Annotated in this window: 20 protein-coding genes and 2 tRNA genes; 17 read left to right on the top strand and 5 right to left on the bottom strand. The window is 63.7% G+C overall.

Annotation, left to right across the window (positions count from 1 at the left end; translation table 11 throughout):
* Nucleotides 1–75: 75 nt before the first annotated feature.
* Complete coding sequence (locus AB8841_RS26945; RefSeq protein WP_370438804.1) at nt 76–573, bottom strand: cupin domain-containing protein; 498 nt, start codon at nt 571–573, stop codon at nt 76–78.
* A 293-nt stretch (nt 574–866) separates the two neighbouring features.
* Here AB8841_RS26945 and AB8841_RS26940 point away from each other — a divergent pair, with 293 nt between their 5' ends.
* Nucleotides 867–2,711 carry an ABC transporter ATP-binding protein gene (locus AB8841_RS26940; protein WP_370438803.1) on the top strand — a complete coding sequence of 615 codons (1,845 nt, stop codon included), beginning with the start codon at nt 867–869 and terminating at the stop codon, nt 2,709–2,711.
* 73 nt (nt 2,712–2,784) lie between these two features.
* Here AB8841_RS26940 and AB8841_RS26935 read toward each other — a convergent pair whose 3' ends face one another.
* Nucleotides 2,785–3,075, bottom strand: coding sequence for a hypothetical protein (locus AB8841_RS26935; protein WP_370438802.1), 291 nt, complete (start codon nt 3,073–3,075; stop codon nt 2,785–2,787).
* 402 nt (nt 3,076–3,477) lie between these two features.
* On the opposite strand from AB8841_RS26935, the gene groL reads away from it, so the two are divergent.
* Nucleotides 3,478–5,124, top strand: coding sequence for a chaperonin GroEL (gene groL, locus AB8841_RS26930; RefSeq protein WP_370439383.1), 1,647 nt, complete (start codon nt 3,478–3,480; stop codon nt 5,122–5,124).
* A gap of 455 nt (nt 5,125–5,579) precedes the next feature.
* On the opposite strand, the gene AB8841_RS26925 is transcribed toward groL, so the two are convergent.
* Nucleotides 5,580–5,669, bottom strand: a tRNA-Ser gene (locus AB8841_RS26925).
* A gap of 276 nt (nt 5,670–5,945) precedes the next feature.
* Here AB8841_RS26925 and rplU point away from each other — a divergent pair.
* The 14 genes from rplU (at nt 5,946) to AB8841_RS26855 (ending at nt 17,588) form a co-directional block, all read left to right on the top strand.
* Nucleotides 5,946–6,338, top strand: a complete 393-nt coding sequence (gene rplU, locus AB8841_RS26920; RefSeq protein ID WP_370438801.1) for a 50S ribosomal protein L21 — start codon at nt 5,946–5,948, stop codon at nt 6,336–6,338.
* Nucleotides 6,339–6,374: 36 nt separating this feature from the next.
* The gene (gene rpmA / locus AB8841_RS26915; RefSeq protein WP_370438800.1) at nt 6,375–6,641 is read left to right on the top strand and encodes a 50S ribosomal protein L27; all 267 of its coding nucleotides are present in this window, start codon (nt 6,375–6,377) and stop codon (nt 6,639–6,641) included.
* A 177-nt stretch (nt 6,642–6,818) separates the two neighbouring features.
* Complete coding sequence (locus AB8841_RS26910; protein ID WP_370438799.1) at nt 6,819–7,469, top strand: GNAT family N-acetyltransferase; 651 nt, start codon at nt 6,819–6,821, stop codon at nt 7,467–7,469.
* Between the two features lie 231 nt (nt 7,470–7,700).
* Nucleotides 7,701–8,735: a GTPase ObgE gene (obgE, locus tag AB8841_RS26905; protein WP_370438798.1), complete on the top strand. Its 1,035-nt coding sequence runs from the start codon at nt 7,701–7,703 to the stop codon at nt 8,733–8,735.
* The gene (proB, locus tag AB8841_RS26900) at nt 8,732–9,847 is read left to right on the top strand and encodes a glutamate 5-kinase (protein ID WP_370438797.1); all 1,116 of its coding nucleotides are present in this window, start codon (nt 8,732–8,734) and stop codon (nt 9,845–9,847) included. Before obgE ends, proB begins: the two co-directional genes overlap by 4 nt.
* A 346-nt stretch (nt 9,848–10,193) precedes the next feature.
* On the top strand, nt 10,194–11,435 hold the full coding sequence (locus AB8841_RS26895) for a glutamate-5-semialdehyde dehydrogenase (protein ID WP_370439382.1): 1,242 nt from the start codon (nt 10,194–10,196) through the stop codon (nt 11,433–11,435).
* 26 nt (nt 11,436–11,461) lie between these two features.
* On the top strand, nt 11,462–12,088 hold the full coding sequence (locus tag AB8841_RS26890) for a nicotinate-nucleotide adenylyltransferase (RefSeq protein WP_370439381.1): 627 nt from the start codon (nt 11,462–11,464) through the stop codon (nt 12,086–12,088).
* A gap of 101 nt (nt 12,089–12,189) precedes the next feature.
* Nucleotides 12,190–12,570 carry a ribosome silencing factor gene (gene rsfS / locus AB8841_RS26885; RefSeq protein ID WP_370438796.1) on the top strand — a complete coding sequence of 127 codons (381 nt, stop codon included), beginning with the start codon at nt 12,190–12,192 and terminating at the stop codon, nt 12,568–12,570.
* A gap of 17 nt (nt 12,571–12,587) precedes the next feature.
* Nucleotides 12,588–13,082, top strand: a complete 495-nt coding sequence (rlmH, locus tag AB8841_RS26880) for a 23S rRNA (pseudouridine(1915)-N(3))-methyltransferase RlmH (protein ID WP_370438795.1) — start codon at nt 12,588–12,590, stop codon at nt 13,080–13,082.
* A 15-nt stretch (nt 13,083–13,097) separates the two neighbouring features.
* Nucleotides 13,098–14,441, top strand: coding sequence for a murein hydrolase activator EnvC (locus AB8841_RS26875; RefSeq protein ID WP_370438794.1), 1,344 nt, complete (start codon nt 13,098–13,100; stop codon nt 14,439–14,441).
* Nucleotides 14,441–15,757, top strand: a complete 1,317-nt coding sequence (locus AB8841_RS26870; RefSeq protein ID WP_370438793.1) for a S41 family peptidase — start codon at nt 14,441–14,443, stop codon at nt 15,755–15,757. The genes AB8841_RS26875 and AB8841_RS26870 overlap by 1 nt, the downstream gene beginning before the upstream one ends.
* Nucleotides 15,758–15,961: 204 nt before the next feature.
* Nucleotides 15,962–16,501: an RNA pyrophosphohydrolase gene (locus tag AB8841_RS26865; RefSeq protein WP_370438792.1), complete on the top strand. Its 540-nt coding sequence runs from the start codon at nt 15,962–15,964 to the stop codon at nt 16,499–16,501.
* A 98-nt stretch (nt 16,502–16,599) separates the two neighbouring features.
* Nucleotides 16,600–16,770, top strand: coding sequence for a hypothetical protein (locus AB8841_RS26860; protein ID WP_370438791.1), 171 nt, complete (start codon nt 16,600–16,602; stop codon nt 16,768–16,770).
* A gap of 104 nt (nt 16,771–16,874) precedes the next feature.
* Nucleotides 16,875–17,588, top strand: coding sequence for a DUF1236 domain-containing protein (locus tag AB8841_RS26855; RefSeq protein ID WP_370438790.1), 714 nt, complete (start codon nt 16,875–16,877; stop codon nt 17,586–17,588).
* 212 nt (nt 17,589–17,800) lie between these two features.
* On the opposite strand, the gene AB8841_RS26850 is transcribed toward AB8841_RS26855, so the two are convergent.
* Both AB8841_RS26850 and AB8841_RS26845 read right to left on the bottom strand, forming a co-directional pair.
* Complete coding sequence (locus AB8841_RS26850) at nt 17,801–17,983, bottom strand: hypothetical protein (protein ID WP_370438789.1); 183 nt, start codon at nt 17,981–17,983, stop codon at nt 17,801–17,803.
* A 630-nt stretch (nt 17,984–18,613) separates the two neighbouring features.
* Nucleotides 18,614–18,698, bottom strand: a tRNA-Leu gene (locus AB8841_RS26845).
* A gap of 149 nt (nt 18,699–18,847) precedes the next feature.
* Here AB8841_RS26845 and AB8841_RS26840 point away from each other — a divergent pair.
* On the top strand, nt 18,848–19,429 hold the full coding sequence (locus AB8841_RS26840) for a YqaA family protein (RefSeq protein ID WP_370438788.1): 582 nt from the start codon (nt 18,848–18,850) through the stop codon (nt 19,427–19,429).
* Nucleotides 19,430–19,438 lie beyond the last annotated feature (9 nt).

Below are 19,438 nucleotides of genomic sequence, written 5' to 3'. Positions count from 1 at the left end.
GCAAAATGAACCCACAGCCATCCCGGATCAAGCAACGGCTCCATTGGGGCCCGCCTCCGAGCCGCTGTCCCGCCTCTATTCGGGATGCTTGTGGATCGGGTCAACCCAATAAACCTCTTCCGGCTTTTCGACCGGATCCACATCGGCGATGTTCACCACTACGGCCTCGTTGTCGCTGCGCACCAGGACACATTCGAGGGGCTCGTCGGGATTGGCGTTGATCTCCTGATGGGGCACGAAGGGCGGCACGTAGATGAAGTCCCCCGGTCCGGCCTCCGCGACGAACTCCAACCGCTCGCCCCAGCGCATGCGGGCCTTGCCCCGCACCACATAGATGACGCTCTCCAGTTCACCGTGATGGTGCACTCCGGTCTTGGCATTCGGCTGGATCGATACCGTGCCCGCCCAGATCTTCTGGGCGCCCACCCGGGCATGATTGATCGCGGCCTGGCGAAACATGCCCGGGGTCTGGGCCGTGTTCGGATCGAGGCGGTCGCCCTTGATCACCTGGACGCCGTGGTGCTTCCAGTGCTCGTGCGGGTCGTGGCTGCCGTCATGGTCGTGGTCTGTCATGGCACTCTCCGGGGCGGTTTAGCCTTCAGTCGTTGCAAAATGGCGAGGAAGGAGGCCGGGGCAGGGGCGGACCGGTTCAAGCCTCCGGTGGGGCATCGTACCGTTCATCGGTGACAGGCTCCATCCAGGCGAAGGAGGATCCGTCCAGCGCCTCCTGCATGGCCGGATGGACCCTACCGATATGCGGATGACCCGGCTCCGACATTCTCCTTCGACATTCTCTTGCCTCGACGAGGGGACCTTGGCTCGACCAGGGGACCTTGCGCTCCCATGTTAAGGGGATGATCGCTTCCATGTTCCCCGCCCGCCGCTCCCTGCGTGAGCGGATCGGCGCCTTGCGTCACCTTCCGTCCCTGTTCCGCCTGGTCTGGCAGGCGAGCCCCGGGCTCACCATCGCGAGCTTCGGGCTGAGGCTGACACGCTCGGCCCTGCCTATTCTGGTCCTCTATGTCGGCAAGCTCATCATCGATGAGGTCGTGGCCCAGACCCGGCTCCCCTCGCCGGGCGGAAGCCTCGGCGATTGGATCGGGAGTGGACGGCTTGATGTTCTCGGAGGGCTTCTCCTTCTGGAGCTGGGCCTTGCCGTCATGGCCGATCTCCTGGGGCGGAGCAGTTCCCTTGTCGACAGTCTCCTGTCGGAGCGCTACAGCAACTTCGCCAGCGTGCGCCTGATGGAGCATGCAACGACGCTCGATCTCGAACAGTTCGAAAGCAGCGATCAACAGGACCGGTTGGAGCGGGCCCGCCGGCAGGTCACCGGTCGAACCACTCTGTTGACCCAGATGTTCGGGCAGGTCCAGGACGTGCTCACGGCCCTGTCCCTCGCTGCCGGCCTGCTCGCCTATGCGCCATGGCTCATCGTCCTGATCATCCTTGCGCTTTTGCCGGCCTTTGTCGGCGAGGTGCATTTCAACGCCCAAGGCTATCGGCTCAACTACTTCCGCACTCCGGAACGGCGCCAGCTCGACTACATCCGCTATCTCGGTTCGAGCGTCGAAACTGCGAAGGAGGTCAAGCTCTTCGGGCTCAACGCCTTCCTGGTCGAGCGCTTCAGGGGCTTCGCGGACCGGATGTATGCGGACAACCGGGGGCTTGCGATCCGCCGGGCCGCATGGGGCACGCTTTTCGCCGCACTCGCGTCATGCGCCTATTACCTGGCCTATGCGCTGATCGTGTGGCGGACCGTCCAGGGCGAGTTCAGCCTCGGCGACCTGACATTCCTGTCCGGCTCTTTCCTGCGCCTGCGCGGCCTGCTTGAGGGATTGCTTCTGGGGTTCTCCCAGATTGCCGGGCAGGCAATGTACCTGGAGGATCTGTTCTCCTTCTTCGATGTGCGCCCGAGCATCGCATCGCCGCCGAACCCGCGGCCGTTCCCGCAGCCGCTGCGGTCGGGGATCGTGTTCGAGAATGTCGGTTTCCGGTATCCGGATTCGGATCGCTGGGCGGTCCATCACCTGAGCCTGACGCTGAGAGCCGGTGAGGTCGTGGCTCTGGTCGGAGAGAACGGAGCGGGCAAGACCACGATCGTGAAGCTCCTGGCCCGTCTCTACGACCCGACGGAGGGACGGATCCTTCTCGATGGCCATGATCTACGCGAATACGATCTGGCGGATCTGCGACGCCACATCGGCGTGATCTTTCAGGATTTCGTGCGGTTTCATTTCACGGCCGGCGAGAATATCGGGACGGGCCATATCGAGGCGACGGATGATCGTGCCCGGATCCGGCAGGCGGCGGAGCGCAGCCTCGCCGACCGCATCATCCGACGCCTGCCCCGAGGCTATGATCATCCGCTCGGCAAGCGGTTCCATGAGGGGGCCGACCTCTCCGGGGGCGAATGGCAGAAGATCGCAATCGCGCGGGCCTACATGCGGGATGCCGAGGTGCTCATCCTGGACGAGCCGACCGCCGCTCTCGACGCCCGCTCGGAATACGAGGTCTTCCAGCGGTTCCGGGATCTCAGCTTGGGGAAGACCGCGATTCTGATCTCGCACCGGTTCTCGACCGTGCGGATGGCGGATCGCATTCTCGTTCTGGAAAATGGACAGGTCGTGGAGACCGGTTCGCACGAACAGCTGGTTGCCTCGGGCGGTCGTTACGCCGAGCTGTTCGAGCTGCAGGCCTCCGGCTATCGGTGAGATATCGACTGGCAGCATCGGATGCGGGTTCGATGTCACGTCCGATGCTGTCGTGCCGTTGCGCCAAACCTGGTCAGTCCAGGGAGGCTTTGATCCGCGCCAGCCCCTCCTTGGTCAGCGGATCGATTCTGAGGAGCTTGTGTCCTCCGGACGAGACCCGCTTCGAGAAAACGAGGCGCACATAGCCCCCCTCGTGGAGGGGAAGGAAGTACGCGCCATCGGCCTCTCCCGCCAGGTAGCAGCGCAATCCGACATAGAAGCTTTCCTCGTATCCTTTGATCGCGCGGCGAATTGCCGGGTGGATGACAAGCGTCGTCTGCGTGCTTTCACAGACCTCTTCAACGGCCTCAAAACTCAACACCACTGAACCTCCGAACGGCCAAGCAGCCTATGCAGGTTCAACGTTGTTCCTGCAGTTCGGGTTCGTTTTGTGCTCTACCTATCCCTAAGGGTGGTCTTGCAGCCCTCCCGGCAGCATGATTATCTTCTATTAGCACTCTCATACATCGAGTGCCAACAATGCTGCCCGGCGAATACAAGTGCTCCCGATCCAAGAACAACGCGAGGAGGCACCCATGACCGTTCTTCCGCTGCACGACCGAGTCGCCGTCCGCCGCATGGATGCCGAAGTCGTCGCCGGCGGCCCCGGCGCCCACGTTCTGTTCGGCACGTGGTCTGCACCGAGGTGCGGATCGAACCGGCTGCTGCCTCCACGAGGGCGGCTTGAGCACCGGTCCAGACAACAATCAGCACAGGAGGAACGATGATGGCTGCCAAGGAAGTCAAATTTTCTGCAAGCGCCCGCGAGAAGATGCTGCGCGGCGTCGATATCTTGGCCAATGCGGTGAAGGTGACGCTCGGCCCCAAAGGCCGCAACGTCGTGATCGAGAAGTCCTTCGGCGCGCCGCGTATCACCAAGGACGGTGTCACCGTCGCCAAGGAGATCGAGCTTGCCGACAAATTCGAGAACATGGGCGCCCAGATGGTGCGCGAAGTCGCGAGCAAGACCAGTACCGTGGCGGGGGACGGCACCACGACCGCGACGGTTCTGGCCCAGGCCATCGTCCGCGAGGGCGCCAAGGCCGTGGCCGCCGGCATGAACCCGATGGACCTCAAGCGCGGCATCGACATGGCCGTGGCCGCAGCCGTCAAGGACATCCAGGCCCGCGCCAAGAAGGTTGCTTCGTCGGAGGAGATCGCGCAGATCGGCACCATCTCGGCCAACGGCGATGCCGAGGTCGGCCGCATGCTGGCCCAAGCCATGCAGAAGGTCGGCAACGAGGGCGTGATCACGGTCGAAGAGGCCAAGACGGCGGCCACTGAGCTCGATATCGTGGAAGGCATGCAGTTCGACCGCGGCTACCTGTCTCCCTACTTCATCACCAATGCCGAGAAGATGATCGCGGAGCTCGAGGAGCCCTACATCCTCATCCACGAGAAGAAGCTCTCCTCGCTCCAGGCCATGCTGCCGATCCTCGAGGCTGTCGTTCAGACCGGCAAGCCGCTGCTCATCATCGCCGAGGACATCGAGGGTGAAGCGCTTGCGACATTGGTCGTGAACAAGCTGCGGGGCGGCCTGAAGATCGCCGCCGTCAAGGCTCCGGGCTTCGGCGACCGCCGCAAGGCCATGCTCGAGGATATCGCTGTCTTGACCGCCGGTCAGACGATCTCCGAAGACCTCGGCATCAAGCTCGAGACCGTCACGTTGGACATGCTGGGGCGGGCAAAGACCGTGCGGGTGGAGAAGGAAAACACCACGATCATCGACGGCGCCGGCAAGAAGGAAGGCATCGAAGCCCGCGTCGGCCAGATCAAGGCGCAGATCGAGGAGACCACCTCGGACTACGACCGTGAGAAGCTCCAGGAGCGCCTGGCGAAGCTCGCAGGCGGCGTCGCGGTGATCCGCGTCGGCGGCGCGACCGAAGTCGAGGTAAGGGAGAAGAAGGACCGTGTCGACGACGCGCTGCACGCCACCAAGGCTGCGGTCGAGGAGGGAATCGTGCCTGGCGGAGGCACGGCTCTGCTGCGCGCGAAAGGAGCGGTCGCCACATTGAAGAGCGAAAACCCGGACGTTCAGGCGGGCATCAACATCGTCCTGCGCGCCCTTGAGGCTCCGATCCGCCAGATCGCCGAAAACGCCGGAGTTGAGGGCTCGATCGTGGTCGGCAAGATCAGCGACAACGCCCAGTCCGAGACGTTCGGCTTCGACGCCCAGACGGAAGACTTCGTCGATTTGGTTCAAGCCGGGATCGTCGATCCGGCCAAGGTTGTTCGCACGGCGCTGCAGGATGCCGCTTCCGTGGCAGGCCTCCTCGTCACCACCGAGGCCATGGTGGCCGAGCTGCCTAAGAAGGAAACCGCGCCCGCGATGCCGGGCGGCATGGGCGGTGGCATGGGCGGCATGGACTTCTGATCCAAGAGCGGTCAGCCGGCGCACGAGGCGGGCCTCTTCGGAGGCCCGTTTGTTTTCAGGAGGAAGGGCACCTCCTCTAACGGTTGCACAAGCGCAGCAGAGCTTCGCAGCGACGAATGGCGTGGCGCCCGCATGTGATCGAAATAATCACCCTCGGCTCGCCGGCTGCCTTGTGCCAGAGCGGAAGGGACCCAAAAAGAGTCGAGTGAATGTGGTTGGCTTTGACAGGATCCCCTGCGGGATCTGTTGCGCGCTGCTCACCTCGGCTCCTGCGCCAATGAAGCAGAGGGCGCACTTTGATCGTGGGCAATTAGACTACGGCAGCGTGCTGGAATGCGAACTCAATCACGCGGGTTGCAGCTCAGTCGACGAATGGAAGTGCCGCAGGTGCTCTTGAGGCCTGCCAGCTAAAATTCGGAGCTTAAAAAGAATTTCAGCAACTTAGTGCGTGATAATGGCGGAGAGGGGGAGATTCGAACTCCCGATACGGTTGCCCGTATGCCGCATTTCGAGTGCGGTGCATTCAACCACTCTGCCACCTCTCCGGGGTGCGAAGGGCCGTAGCCCCGCTGGTTGAGGCCGGGTGGATATCATGGGCTTGGCGGCTCTTCAAGCACCTTGATGAATGTTTTTGAGAGGTTTTTGATTGACAAATCTCAGGGCCGTCCGTAGGTAGACATCCTCTATGAGCGGGTCAGAGTGCCTGCTTGTATCCATGCGGCTGTGTCAAGCGGCCGTGAACCGAAGCCGGAAACTGCCAAAAAGCCAAACCAGCGGGTCTGATACCCCGGTGAGATTTGGGTTTGAACACGAGGATCAAGATGTTCGCAGTGATCAAGACCGGCGGCAAGCAGTATCGCGTTGCCGCCAATGACGTCATCACCGTCGCCACGCTCGCGGGCGAGCCGGGCACCGCCATTACGTTCGACCAGGTTCTCATGGTCACCGACGAAGGCGAGACCCAGGTGGGCGCCCCGCTCGTCGAGGGCGTGACCGTGGCAGGCGAGGTGGTGGAGCACACCCGCGGCGAGAAGGTCATTTCCTTCAAGAAGCGCCGTCGCCAGAATTCGCGCCGCAAGCGCGGGCATCGCCAGGATTACACCGTGGTGCGGATCACCGAGATCCTTGCCGGTGGCGCGAAGCCCAAGAAGGCTGCGGCCAAGAAGACCACCAAGGCTGCGGCGGACGACGCTGCGCCGGCCACCGCTGAATAAGCGCAAGGCAACTGACAGGAACACGGGAGTAGACCCATGGCTCACAAAAAAGCAGGCGGTTCGTCTCGCAACGGTCGCGATTCCGAAGGCCGTCGTCTCGGCGTCAAGAAGTTCGGCGATCAACAGGTCGTCGCCGGCAACATCATTATTCGTCAGCGCGGCACGAAATGGCACGCGGGCACGAACGTTGGCATGGGCAAGGATCATACCCTCTTTGCCACGGCCAATGGCCGAGTCCGATTCCTTACGCGTCAAGGCCGAGCTTTCGTATCGGTCGTCCCGGCCCAAGAGGCCGCAGAGTAAACGGCGAGAGCAAAACGAAGGAGCTCCCGCCGGCATCACACCGACCCGGCGGATCGAAGCTCCGAAATAGGCCCAAAAGGCCAAGCTCAGATCCAAGAACCGACAGGGGAGGTGGGATGTCCACCTCCCCTTCGTGTTTTCCGGGCCAGGGAGGCCCATTCGGATCGGAGCAAGATCATGTTTCCCGACCTCACCCGTGACGATGTTTTCCGTCTCGAGACCCGCCGCCTGTGGCTGCGCTGGCCTCGCCTTGCGGATGCACAAGCCGTCGTACGCCTTGCCGGTGAGAAACCTGTCGCGGACATGACGGCTCGAATTCCGCATCCGTACCATCCGGGCCAAGCCGAGAGATTCATCTTCGAGGCGAGGCGGTCCAACGCGAATGGCGAGGGCCTGCAGCTGGCGATCACCCCCAAAGGCAAGCCGAACAGCCTCATCGGGATGGTCGCCATCACGGCCGATCCCGAGACCGCCAAGCCCAACCTCGGCTATTGGCTCGGCATTCCGTCCTGGGGGCAAGGCTATGGCACCGAAGCGGCCCGGGCCTTGATCGACGCCTTCTTCGCTTATGGCGATGGGAGCGAGGTCACGGCCTGTGCCCGGGTGATCAATCCGGCCTCGCGGCGCGTGCTGGAAAAGTGTGGCTTCGCCTATCAGGGCGCGGGGCTGTCCGAGCTGCCGGCCCGGTGCGGCTTCTACCCGGTCGACCATTTCCGTCTCGACCGGCGGACCTGGGAAAGCCTGAAGACCTGGAGCCATACGGGCTTCATTCCCGAGCCCGCTTGCGTCGAGGTGGAGCTGGACCGCTCCATCTCGCTGGCGAGTTAGCGCATCGTGCGGAAAAGTGGATCCGGTTTTCCGCTCAAACGATGCGCTCTTCTAGGCTGGAGCATCGGATCCGATCCCAAAAGTGGATTCCACTTTTGGGTCCGATGCTCTAGGCGAACTCTGAACCAACCGAAGCGCTCCCGAATGGTTTCGGGAGCGCTTCTCTTTTGACCGCGTTGCCCGTGCGTGTGCGTTGCTCATGGGCATGTTGTCCCGTAAAGGATACGGGTTATGAAATTTCTCGACCAAGCCAAAATCTATATTCGCTCAGGCAATGGCGGTGCCGGCGCCGTGTCGTTCCGCCGTGAAAAATTCATCGAATTCGGCGGGCCGGACGGCGGTGACGGCGGCCGCGGCGGCGACGTATGGGCGGAGTGTGTAGAGGGGCTCAACACGCTCATCGACTACCGCTATCAGCAGCATTTCAAGGCCAAGACCGGCGGCCACGGCATGGGCAAGAACCGCGCCGGCGCCAAGGGCGCCGATGTGGTGCTGAAAGTGCCGGCCGGTACGGAAATCCTGGAAGAGGACGGGGAAACCGTCATTGCCGACATGACTCATGTGGGCCAGCGCGTGCTGCTCGCCAAAGGCGGCAACGGCGGCTTCGGCAATGCCTATTTCACCACCTCCACCAACCGTGCGCCGCGCCGGGCCAATCCGGGCCAGGAGGGCGTGGAGCACACGCTCATCCTGCGTCTGAAACTGATTGCCGATGCCGGTCTCGTCGGATTGCCCAATGCCGGCAAGTCGACCTTTCTGGCCGCCGTCACCGCAGCGAAGCCCAAGATTGCCGATTATCCGTTCACCACGCTCCATCCGGGCCTCGGGGTCGTGCGCGTCCACGGGCGAGAGTTCGTGCTGGCGGACATCCCGGGCCTGATCGAGGGAGCCTCGGAGGGCGTCGGTCTCGGCGACCGTTTCTTGAGCCATGTGGAACGCTGCCGTGTGCTGCTGCATCTCGTCGAAGGCACGAGCGAGAATGCGGGCGAGGCCTACAAGACCGTCCGTCACGAGATCGAGGCCTATGGCCACGGGCTTGCCGATAAGCCGGAGATCGTCGCGCTCTCGAAAGCCGATGCTCTGGACGAGGACACGCTGAAAGAGCAGCTCAAGGTTCTGAAGAAGGCCTGCAAGCGCACGCCTCTCGTGATGTCCTCCGCGTCGGGCCAGGGCGTGCAGGAGGTTCTGCAGGCGCTTTTGACAGTCATCGACGAGGCGAAGGCGGAGGAAGAGACCGTCGCAACCGAAGAAGAGTGGCGTCCGTGAGCCCCCAGATCGGCCAGTTTCGCCGCGTCGTTCTGAAAGTCGGCTCTGCGCTCCTGGTGGATCGCGCGCGGGGCCGCCTCAATCATGCATGGCTGGCAGCGCTCGCCGAGGATATCGCCGACCTCCATGCCAAAGGCGCGGATGTTCTCGTCGTCTCCTCCGGCGCGATCGCCATGGGACGCACGGTTCTGGGGCTGCCGTCCGGCCCCTTGAGGCTCGAGGAGAGCCAGGCAGCCGCGGCCGTCGGCCAGATCGCACTCGCGCGCACCTGGTCGGAGGTTCTGGCGCACCACGGCATCACCGCAGGCCAGATCCTGGTGACGCTCTCCGACACGGAGGAGCGGCGGCGCTATCTTAATGCGCGCGCGACGACGCTGAAGCTGCTCGAACTACGCGCCGTCCCGGTGATCAACGAGAACGATACGGTGGCGACGTCCGAGATTCGCTATGGCGACAACGATCGTCTGGCGGCTCGCGTGGCCACCATGATCGGCGCGGATCTTCTGGTGCTCTTCTCGGATATCGACGGGCTCTACACGGCGCCGCCCGCATCCGATCCCGATGCGCAGCATATTCCCGTCGTCCAGCGAATCACGCCGGCCATCGAAGCCATGGCGGGAGGCGCGGCGTCCGAGCTGTCGCGCGGAGGCATGCGCACCAAGATCGAAGCGGGCAAGATCGCCACGTCCGGCGGCACGCACATGATCATCGCGGACGGGCGCGCGAAAAATCCTTTGAAGCGCATCACCGAGGGCGGGCTCTGCACCTGGTTTCTCTCGCCATCCAATCCCGCGACCGCGCGCAAGACGTGGATCGCCGGCGCGCTCGAGCCACGCGGGACGATCATCGTCGATGAGGGAGCGGCGCGCGCTCTGAAGGGCGGCGCAAGTCTCCTTCCGGTCGGCGTCCGCCGCATCGAGGGCACGTTCCATCGGGGCGATGCGGTCACGATCCGTGACGAGAGCCGTGTCCTCGGACGCGGCCTCGTCGCCTACGACGCCGAGGAGGCCTCGCGCATCATCGGTCGCCCGAGCCGCGAGATCGAGGCGATCCTCGGCTATGCCGGCCGCGCCGAGATGGTTCACCGGGACGACATGGCGCTCAGCGACTGATCGGCGCTCAGGATTCTCAACAGGCTCTGGGCAGCCGGTGTCCTAGGAAAGGAAGTCCTTGATCTTTAAGGTCGTAGGGTAGAAAGGTCCGTGCCAGGATTTATAGTGCCGGCGCATCGTGCGAAAAAGTGGACCCGGTTCTTCGCGACGAACGATGCTTCATCAAAGAGATAGAGCAAGCATTCTGATCCCGTCAGAATGCAATAGGCTCTAGGTTTCCCTCCGCGGATTGGAGGGCTGGGACTTGGACATGGACGATACGCGAGCCTTGAGCGGGAAGCCGCTTGTCGAACACCTCGACACATCAGGTGCGGCTTCGGTTGGAAATCCGGACGTCCCGTCGCTCATGGCCGATCTCGGGCGCCGCGCCCGCCGGGCCGCCCGCAGCATCGCCCTGGCCTCGAACGACGAGAAGAATGCGGCCCTGCACGCCATGGCGGCCAGCATTCGGGCGCGGGAATCCGCCATCCTTGCAGCCAATGCCGAGGATCTGGCCGAGGCCCGGGCCAAGGGGCAGACGCCGGCCTTCATCGATCGTCTCGTCCTCAACCCGGAGCGCCTCGAAGCCATCGCGGCCGCCGTGGAGAGTATCGCCGAACTGCCCGACCCCGTCGGCCGCCTTCTGGCGCAGTTCGAGCGTCCCAACGGCCTGAGGATCGAGCGCGTCGCGACGCCGCTCGGCGTCATCGGCGTGATCTTCGAGAGCCGCCCGAATGTGACGGCGGATGCGGGCGCCCTGTGCCTCAAGGCGGGCAATGCCGCCATCCTGCGCACCGGCTCCGACAGCTTCCGCAGCGCGCTTTCCATCGCGGACGCCATGAGCCAGGGCCTGGAAAAGGCAGGGCTGCCCGCCGACGCCATTCGCCTCGTTCCCACGCGCGACCGCGCCGCCGTAGGGGCCATGCTGGCGGGCCTCGACGGGAATCTCGACGTGATCGTGCCGCGCGGGGGCAAGAGCCTCGTGGCCCGGGTTCAGGAGGAGGCGCGCGTGCCGGTCTTCGCGCATCTTGAAGGTCTCAACCATGTGTTCGTGCATGGGAAGGCCGATCTGGAGATGGCCAAGAGGGTCGTGCTGAACGCCAAGATGCGGCGGACGGGCGTCTGCGGTTCGGCCGAGACCCTGCTCGTCGATCGCGCCTGCGCGGACACTCATGTGACGCCGCTCGTGCTGCTGCTGCTGGATGCCGGCTGCGCCGTGCGCGGCGACACGGCCACGCAGGCCGTCGATCCGCGCGTGACGCCTGCAACGGACGAGGATTGGCGCACCGAATATCTCGATGCCGTCATCTCCGTGCGCGTGGTGGATGGGTTGGACGAGGCCATCGCGCATATCGAGACCTACGGCTCGCATCACACCGACTCCATCGTCACGGACGATGCGGCGGCGGCGGAGCGCTTCCTCAGGGAGGTGGATTCGGCCATCGTGCTCCACAATGCCTCGACGCAATTCGCCGATGGCGGCGAGTTCGGGTTCGGCGCCGAGATCGGCATCGCGACGGGCCGCATGCATGCGCGCGGTCCCGTCGGCGTGGAGCAGCTGACGTCGTTCAAGTATCGTATTCACGGTTCGGGTCAGACGCGTCCGTGATTTCATCTCCCTCCCGTTTCCGTCTCATGCCGTCGGGGCTCGTCCGCATGCCGCCGGCCGCTTCCGGCATGCGGATCGGGCTCTATGGCGGTTCGTTCAACCCCGCCCATGCCGGCCATCGACACGTGAGCCTCATGGCGCTCAAGCGCCTCGGGCTCGACCGCATCTGGTGGATCGTCACCCCGGGAAACCCCCTCAAGGACACCGGCGATCTGGCGTCCACCCGGATGCGGGTCGCACAGGCGAGGGACGTCGCGGACGACCCGCGCATCGACGTCACTGCCTTCGAGGAGGATATCGGGGCACGATACACGATCGATACCTTGGCCTATCTCAGGCGACGGTTTCCGGGCGTGCGGTTCGTGTGGATCATGGGCGCGGACAATCTGGCGGGCTTTCATCGATGGCGCGGCTGGCGGCGCATCGCTCAGCTGATGCCCATCGCGGTCATCGACCGCCCCGGCTGGACCCTCAAGGCGATGCGCTCCCGCGGCGCGGCGGTCCTTTCGGGACGGCGCATCCCCGAGGAGAAGGCACGGGCGCTGGCGGATCTCAGGCCGCCGGCCTGGGTCTTTCTGCACGGCCCCCGCTCACACCTGTCCTCCACCTTGCTGCGGCAAATGGGGCGAACTTCTCCTTCCGGGGGACGTTGAAAGATCGGGGCATCCGATCTTATCTTAAGAATCGGCGCTCCCTCTGAGCGCTGCTTAGAAAGGGCTTGAACCTGAACCGACTGAACTCTCTCGAAGCGGATATGAATACGCTTCCCCCTCTCTCCGGAGCGACTGCTCCGCAGGATGAGGACATCCGGGCCGCCGTCCTCGCTTCCATCGAGGACATGAAGGCCGAAAACACGGTCGAAATCGACTTGGCCGGTAAGACCTCCCTTGCTGATACCATGATCGTCACGTCGGGCCGTTCCCACCGTCACGTGGGTGCGATCGCCGACCGTCTGGTCAAGGATCTCAAGGACAAGGGGTTCGGCACCCCGCGCGTGGAAGGCCTGCCTGCCTGCGATTGGGTGCTCATCGACGCCGGTGACATTCTCGTCCACATTTTCCGTCCCGAGGTGCGCGGCTTCTACAACCTCGAGAAGATGTGGGGCGCCGATCGCCCTCAGGACCGAGCGAGCTGAACTGAAGGCTTGAACCGTTGCGACTGAGCTTGCTGGCCGTGGGCCGTCTCAAGAGCGGCCCCGAACGGGAGCTGGTCGAGCGATACAGGCAGAGGGTGGACGGCATGGGCCGGGCCTTGGGTCTGGCCGGCCTCGACATTGTCGAGTTGCCGGAGAGCCGGGCGCGCCGGGATGACGACCGCCGCGCGGAAGAAGCTGACGCCCTCCTGGAAAAGGCCGGATCCTCCGTGCTGATCGTGTTCGACGAGCGCGGCAAAAGCCCTTCGAGCGAGGCTTTCGCCGAGCGAATCAGGCAGTGGCGCGACGAGGGCCGGGCCGGGGTGGCCTGCGTGATCGGAGGGCCCGACGGACTCGATCCCAAGATCCGCCGGCGGGCCGAACTGGTGGTTTCCTTCGGTGCGCTCACGATGCCGCACCAGATTGTCCGAGCGCTCGTGGCCGAGCAGGTTTATAGGGCGCTGACAATCATTGCCGGGCACCCTTATCATCGTGCCGGTCACGATGATTCCTGACGAATGATCCGCCCCATGAATCCCTCCTCCTGCAAAGCCTTGGGCTTTGCCGCATGCCTGGTGGTCTCCGCCCTGGGCCCGGTCCGGGCCCAGCAGGCGCCTGCGCCTGCGGCCAGCACTTCGAAGGCCGCGCCGGAGACCGAGGAGGAGAAAAGGAAGCGCCAGAACGACCTCAAAGTCCTGGAAGAGGCCATGAACGCGAGCGCCGAAGCCCAGAGGCGCCTCGCGGCCGAGATCGAGACCATCAGGACGGACCGGGCCAAGCTCAATGCAACTCTGATCGAAACCGCGGGGCGGGTTCGGGAGACGGAGGACCGGATTCGGGGGCTGGAGCAGCGCCTCCAGACGCTGAGGGCCTCCGAAGCGGCCATTCGCCGCTCCCTGGAGAGCCGCCGCGGCGTGATCGTCGAAGTCTTCGCGGCCCTCCAGCGCATGGGCCGCCGCCCGCCGCCCGCCGTCCTGGTACGGCCGGAGGACATGCTCGAGGCCGTGCGGGCCTCCATCATGCTGGGGGCGGTGCTGCCCGAACTCAGGGCCGAAGCCGAGGTTCTGGCCTCGGATCTTGCCGAGCTGGTCCGCCTCAAGGAGGCGATCGCGATCGATCGCACCACTCTCGATGCGGAACTGGGGACTTTGAACGGCGAGCAGCAGCGCCTGACCGCTCTCATGGATGCCCGTCAGAGCCGCATGTCCCAGGTGGAGCGCAATTACGGGGCCGAGCGGGACAAGGCGGCGGAACTCGCCCGCCAGGCGGGAACTCTCAAAGAGTTGATCGACCGGATGGAGGCTGAAATCGCCAGCGCCCAAAGGGCAGCCGAGGAGGCCCGCAAGGCGGCCGAGGCGCAGGAACGCGAGGCGAAGGAGCGTTTCGCCCAGGCTGCCTTCCGCGATCCGGCCCGGCTGGCGCCCAAGATCCCGTTTTCGGAGGCGAAGGGCTTGCTCCCGAGGCCCGTCAGCGGGGACGTGACATCGAATTTCGGTTCGGATGACGGCTATGGCGGAACGACGCGCGGCATTTCGATCACCACTCGTCCGAAGGCAGCTGTCGTATCACCGGCGGACGGCTGGGTTGCCTTCGCCGGGCCCTTTCGGTCTTACGGTCGCCTCTTGATCATCAATGCGGGCGGAGGATATTATGTTCTTCTGGCCGGTATGGACCAAATCAACGTCGACGTCGGGCAATTCGTGCTCGCTGGCGAGCCAGTTGCGACCATGGGGGATATCTCCGCCATGAGTCTGACAGGATCTGCCATAGAAAAGAACAACCCCGTCCTCTATGTTGAGTTCAGGAAAGACGGCGGTTCGATCGACCCAGGTCCCTGGTGGGCGAAATCGCAAAGCGAAAAGGTTCGCGGATAATGCGCAAACTCTCCCTATTGATTCTCGGTGTGGCTATCGGCGCAGGCGGCGCGACCATGGTGTCGCAGACAAGCCTGATGACCTCGGGCGCAGTTGCCGCCTCGGCCGATACCTACCGACAGCTGAGCCTTTTCGGAGACGTCTTCGAGAAGGTCCGTACGGATTACGTCGAGAAGCCCGACGAATCGAAGCTCGTCGAGTCCGCCATCAACGGCATGCTGACCTCGCTCGATCCGCATTCGAGCTACATGGATGCCAAGAGCTTCCGCGACATGCAGGTCCAGACCCGCGGTGAATTCGGCGGTCTCGGCATCGAAGTGACGATGGAAGACGGCCTCGTGAAGGTGGTGACGCCGATCGACGACACGCCGGCGTCCCGCGCCGGCATCCTGGCCAACGACGTGATCACCCAGATCGACGGCGACCAGGTTCAGGGCCTCAACCTGAACCAAGCCGTCGACAAGATGCGCGGCCCGGTCAATTCCTCGGTGACGCTGAAGATCCAGCGTAAGGAATCGAAGGATCCGATCGAGGTGAAGCTGACCCGCGAGACCATCAAGGTCCGGCCGGTGCGCGCCCGCGCCGAAGGCGATATCGGCGTCCTGCGCATCACGCAGTTCAACGAGCAGACCTATGATGGTCTGCGCTCGGGAATCGAGAAGCTCACCCAGGATATCGGCGCCGACAAGGTGTCAGGCTTCGTCATCGACCTGCGCAATAACCCGGGCGGTCTGCTCGATCAGGCGATCATGGTCTCCGACGCCTTCCTCGATCGCGGCGAGATCGTCTCGACCCGCAGCCGCAACGCGGAGGATACGCAGCGCTTCAGCGCCAAGGCCGGCGACCTGACCAAGGGTAAGCCGCTCGTCGTGCTCGTGAACGGCGGCTCGGCTTCCGCATCTGAGATCGTGGCCGGCGCCCTGCAGGACCACAAGCGTGCGACGGTGCTCGGCACCCGCTCTTTCGGCAAGGGCTCCGTGCAGACCATCATCCCGCTCGGCGGCAACGGCGCGGTGCGCCTGACCACGGCGCGCTACTACACTCCGTCGGGTCGCTCGATTCAGGCCAAAGGCATCGATCCTGACATCGAGGTGCTGCAGGACGTGCCCGACGATCTGAAGGGCAAGGATGAGACCAAGGGTGAAGCCGGTCTGCGCGGTCACCTGCAGAACGGCGGCGAGAAGGAAGAGCGCGGCGGTTCCTCCGCTTACGTTCCGCCGGATCCGGCCAAGGACAAGCAGCTCCTGGCGGCTTATGATCTGCTCCACGGCGTGCGCAAGGGCGCGGCCAACAACACCGCGCCGACTCCGAACTGAGCTCGGCAGCATCACAAGACCATCGAGCCTGGCGTCGACGGACGCCAGGCTTTTTCATTCAGGCTTTGACAATCGCACGGAACGGCTTGTGCAGACTCTTCCGAAACGGCACTCTGCAGCTCGATCTTTGGAACCATCGACGCAAGCCGGCGATGACTGAGATGATCGGCGAACCTGGGGGCGAGGCAAGGGAGTGAATGTCTGATGAGAAACGCCAAAAGCCCGCAGAGCAGGAAGGAGCTACCATACCGCTCCTGCGTCGGCGTCATGCTGCTCAACAAGCAGGGCCAAGTTTTCATCGGGCGGCGCCATTCCGACACAAGCGATCAGGTCGCCGACGGCTATGCATGGCAGATGCCCCAGGGCGGCATCGATCCTGGTGAGGATCCTTATCAGGCCGCTTTACGTGAATTATACGAGGAAACCAGCGTCCGTTCCGTGAGGCTGCTTGCCGAAGCGCCCGATTGGTATTCCTACGATTTGCCATCCATGGTGGCAGGGCGCGCGTGGCGAGGGCGCTATCGCGGGCAGACGCAGAAATGGTTTGCCTTCCGGTTCGAAGGCGAGGAGAGCGAGATCAACATTACCCAGCCGGGCGGCGGACACCACAAGCCCGAATTCGACGAGTGGCGCTGGGAAGAGATGCATCGGCTGCCGGAACTGATCATTCCTTTCAAACGCGGCGTGTATGAGAATGTCGTCTCGGCCTTCGGCCATCTGGCTCCGCAGGAAACTGGGGCCTGATCACTGGCGATCTGTCTGTCACTGCGGCGCTCTGCCGGAACCGCAGCGAAGCCGGCGCAGTTGTCCCCGCGCTTTCGCGCAACCGCCCGAGATTAACCGTGACGAACGAGCCATTCGATCCTGAACCGAGCAGCCCTCTCGCGAAGGACTTTCGCATCTTCCTCGATTCCGGATTCCTGATCGCGTTGCTGCTGGGCTTGCTGCTGCTCGCCTGCGTCGGAGGTGTTCTTCTTTACGCCGCCATGAAGCACGGCATTTCGCCTCTGTGATCCCATATCGGGCGGCGTTAGGAACGGAACCCTCAAGGATACTCTCCGTTGATACGATCATGTGAGGGGCAGGGGGTCTGCTCCTCGTCGATGGAGGGTTCTCAATGCGCGTAACTTTGTTGGCGACCGTTGCTGCGGCAGCTCTTTCGTTAAGCGTAGCGGCCATCGCTCAAACGGGCGGCGGCTCAGGCGGCAGCGCAGGTGGAACGTCGGGTGGCGCTTCGGGTAGCGTTTCCGGTGGCACCTCTGGCGGAGCGTCGGGCGGTGCTGCAGGCACCACCTCGGGTGGAGCGTCGGGCACGAGCTCCGGCGCCGCGTCGGGAGGAGCCTCGTCCGGCACGTCGGGCGGCGCTTCCGGTGGCACCTCGGGCGGCGCTTCCGGTGGCACCTCGGGCGGAGCGTCGGGTGGAACATCGGGCACTTCGGGCGGCGCGGCCGCAGGCGGCACCACGTCCGGCTCGACGGGCGGGACCTCGGGCGCCGCAGGCGGAGCAGCCAACACGAGAGGCGGAGCTGCCAACACGACCGGCAGCACCTCCGGCTCTGCCAACGTCAACGTGACGAGCGAGCAGCGCACGGAAATCACGCGTGCCTTCAGCAGCGTGAGGACCGAGCCGATGAACAACGTGAACTTTACGGTGAGCGTCGGCACCGTCGTTCCGGAGACTGTCGTGACACACCTGCATGCATGCCCGAACGACGTGGTGCGCATCCTCCACGGCCTGCCTGAATGCCGCTACGTCATCGTGCGGGATCAGGTCGTGATCGTGGAGCCGAAGACACGCAAGATCGTGACGGTCATCGAGCGTCGCGGCTAGAGCATCGGACGAAAAAGTGGACCTACTTTTGGGATTGAATCCGATGCTCCCCTATAGAGGAGCGCATCGTTCTTGCGGAAAACCGGGGCCACTTTTCGCTCGCGCGGCCCGCTGGGTCCGCACGATGCGCTGAGACCGCTGATACTCCATCACCTCGAAACGCCCGTGACGAAAAAGCGCGTCACGGGCGTTTTGCGTGGCGCAGTGAAGGTTCAGGCCGCGTATGGGAACTCGTTCTTGCGCGCCTGGGGTTCCTGCGACGGCATCATCGCGATGGCCGCACGCGCATACCGCCGGAATTCCTCCTTCAGGATTTCCGGCTCCGCATCCCATAGCAGCGCGTCGTCCTCCGCTTCATAAAGAGCGCGAGCGACGAATTCGACTTCTTGGTCCATGATAGTGCCCCTTCATGTCTTTGGTCGTTGCTTCTTGCGGCCGCCTGCACCACGCATCTTTTACAGATTTTAGCGAGCTACAGGACTTGGCCGTTCAACGAGCGCCATTTGCCCAAAAGGTTCCTGATTTGCCAAATGTGCAAAAGGGGTAGCCCAATGGATCTGTGATCTGAACCGGGACGAATACGGATGTCCTCTTTCCCAGTTCGTCCTCGCGGAAAGTCGAGCGTGGCCGCTGAGCTTGTGAATGCGACGGGGAGATCGCGGTCGTCGGTCGAAGCTTCCCTCCGCCGGGGATCCAGACCTAGCGCATCATGCGAAAAAGTGGCCCCGGTTTTTCGCGAGAACGATGCGCTCTTTCCAGTACGAGAGCATCGGATGACCTTCAAGAAGGGCGGATCCGCTTCCCGCGTCCGACACGCTGGACGGCCCGCCCGGACGAGGGCAGGGCAGCGGGGCATCGCGAGGCGCGAGATGAACAGTGAGGACCCGCTGTCACTTCAAAGCGGCGTCTGATTCTTCCGCTCCATCGCGGCCGGCACAGGCATCTCGTCGGATCGCGACGAGCGAATGCCGCATCGCGGAACGCACGCACGAAAAAACCTCGGTCGTACGGAGCGTCGTGAACCTTGGTGCCCCTGGCCGGGATCGAACCAGCACTCCTTGCGGAACTCGATTTTGAGTCGAGCGCGTCTACCAATTCCGCCACAGGGGCAAGGAACTGCGGAGTACCATGAGGGATCGAGCATGGTCAATCAGGCAGATGTGAAAGCTTGAGCTGAGCCTGCCTCTCGCTATTCCCGGCCGCTTGTGCTCAAAGAACCGGGGCGTACGGCCCTCACGACCGATACCTGCCGGGATCCCATGCTCAGACGCCTCTACGACTGGACGCTGTCTCTCGCCTCGAAGCCCTCCGCCCCCTATGCATTGGCGGCCGTATCCTTTGCGGAGAGTTCGTTCTTTCCCGTGCCGCCGGACGCGATGCTCGTGCCCATGATGCTGGCGCGCCCGGACCGGGCGTGGTTCTATGCCCTGATCTGCACCATCGCGTCCGTGCTCGGGGGCATTCTGGGATATGCCATCGGTCTGGCCTTCTACGATACGATCGGGGCCCGGCTCTTCGAATTCTACGGTCTGACCCAGGGCGTCGAGGCGTTCCGGCACGGCTATGCGGAATACGGTCATTGGGTGATCCTTCTCAAGGGCCTCACGCCGATCCCGTACAAGCTCGTCACCATCACGTCCGGTCTTGCGGGCTATTCCCTAGGCTGGTTCATCCTGCTCTCGGCCCTGACCCGGGGAGCGCGCTTCTTCCTCGTCGCCCTGCTCATGAGCCGGTTCGGGCCGCGCATCAAATCAGTGATCGACAACAACTTCAATCTGGTTGCAACCGTGGCCATTCTCGTCTTCATCGGCGGCTTCGTGGCCTTCCGTTATCTCTTCTGAGGGGAACAG

It is taken from the genome of Microvirga sp. TS319 (genome assembly GCF_041276405.1).
Lineage (GTDB): Bacteria > Pseudomonadota > Alphaproteobacteria > Rhizobiales > Beijerinckiaceae > Microvirga.
The sequence above is the reverse complement of the archived record's forward strand: the minus strand, read 5'-3'. Positions and strand labels throughout refer to the sequence as shown.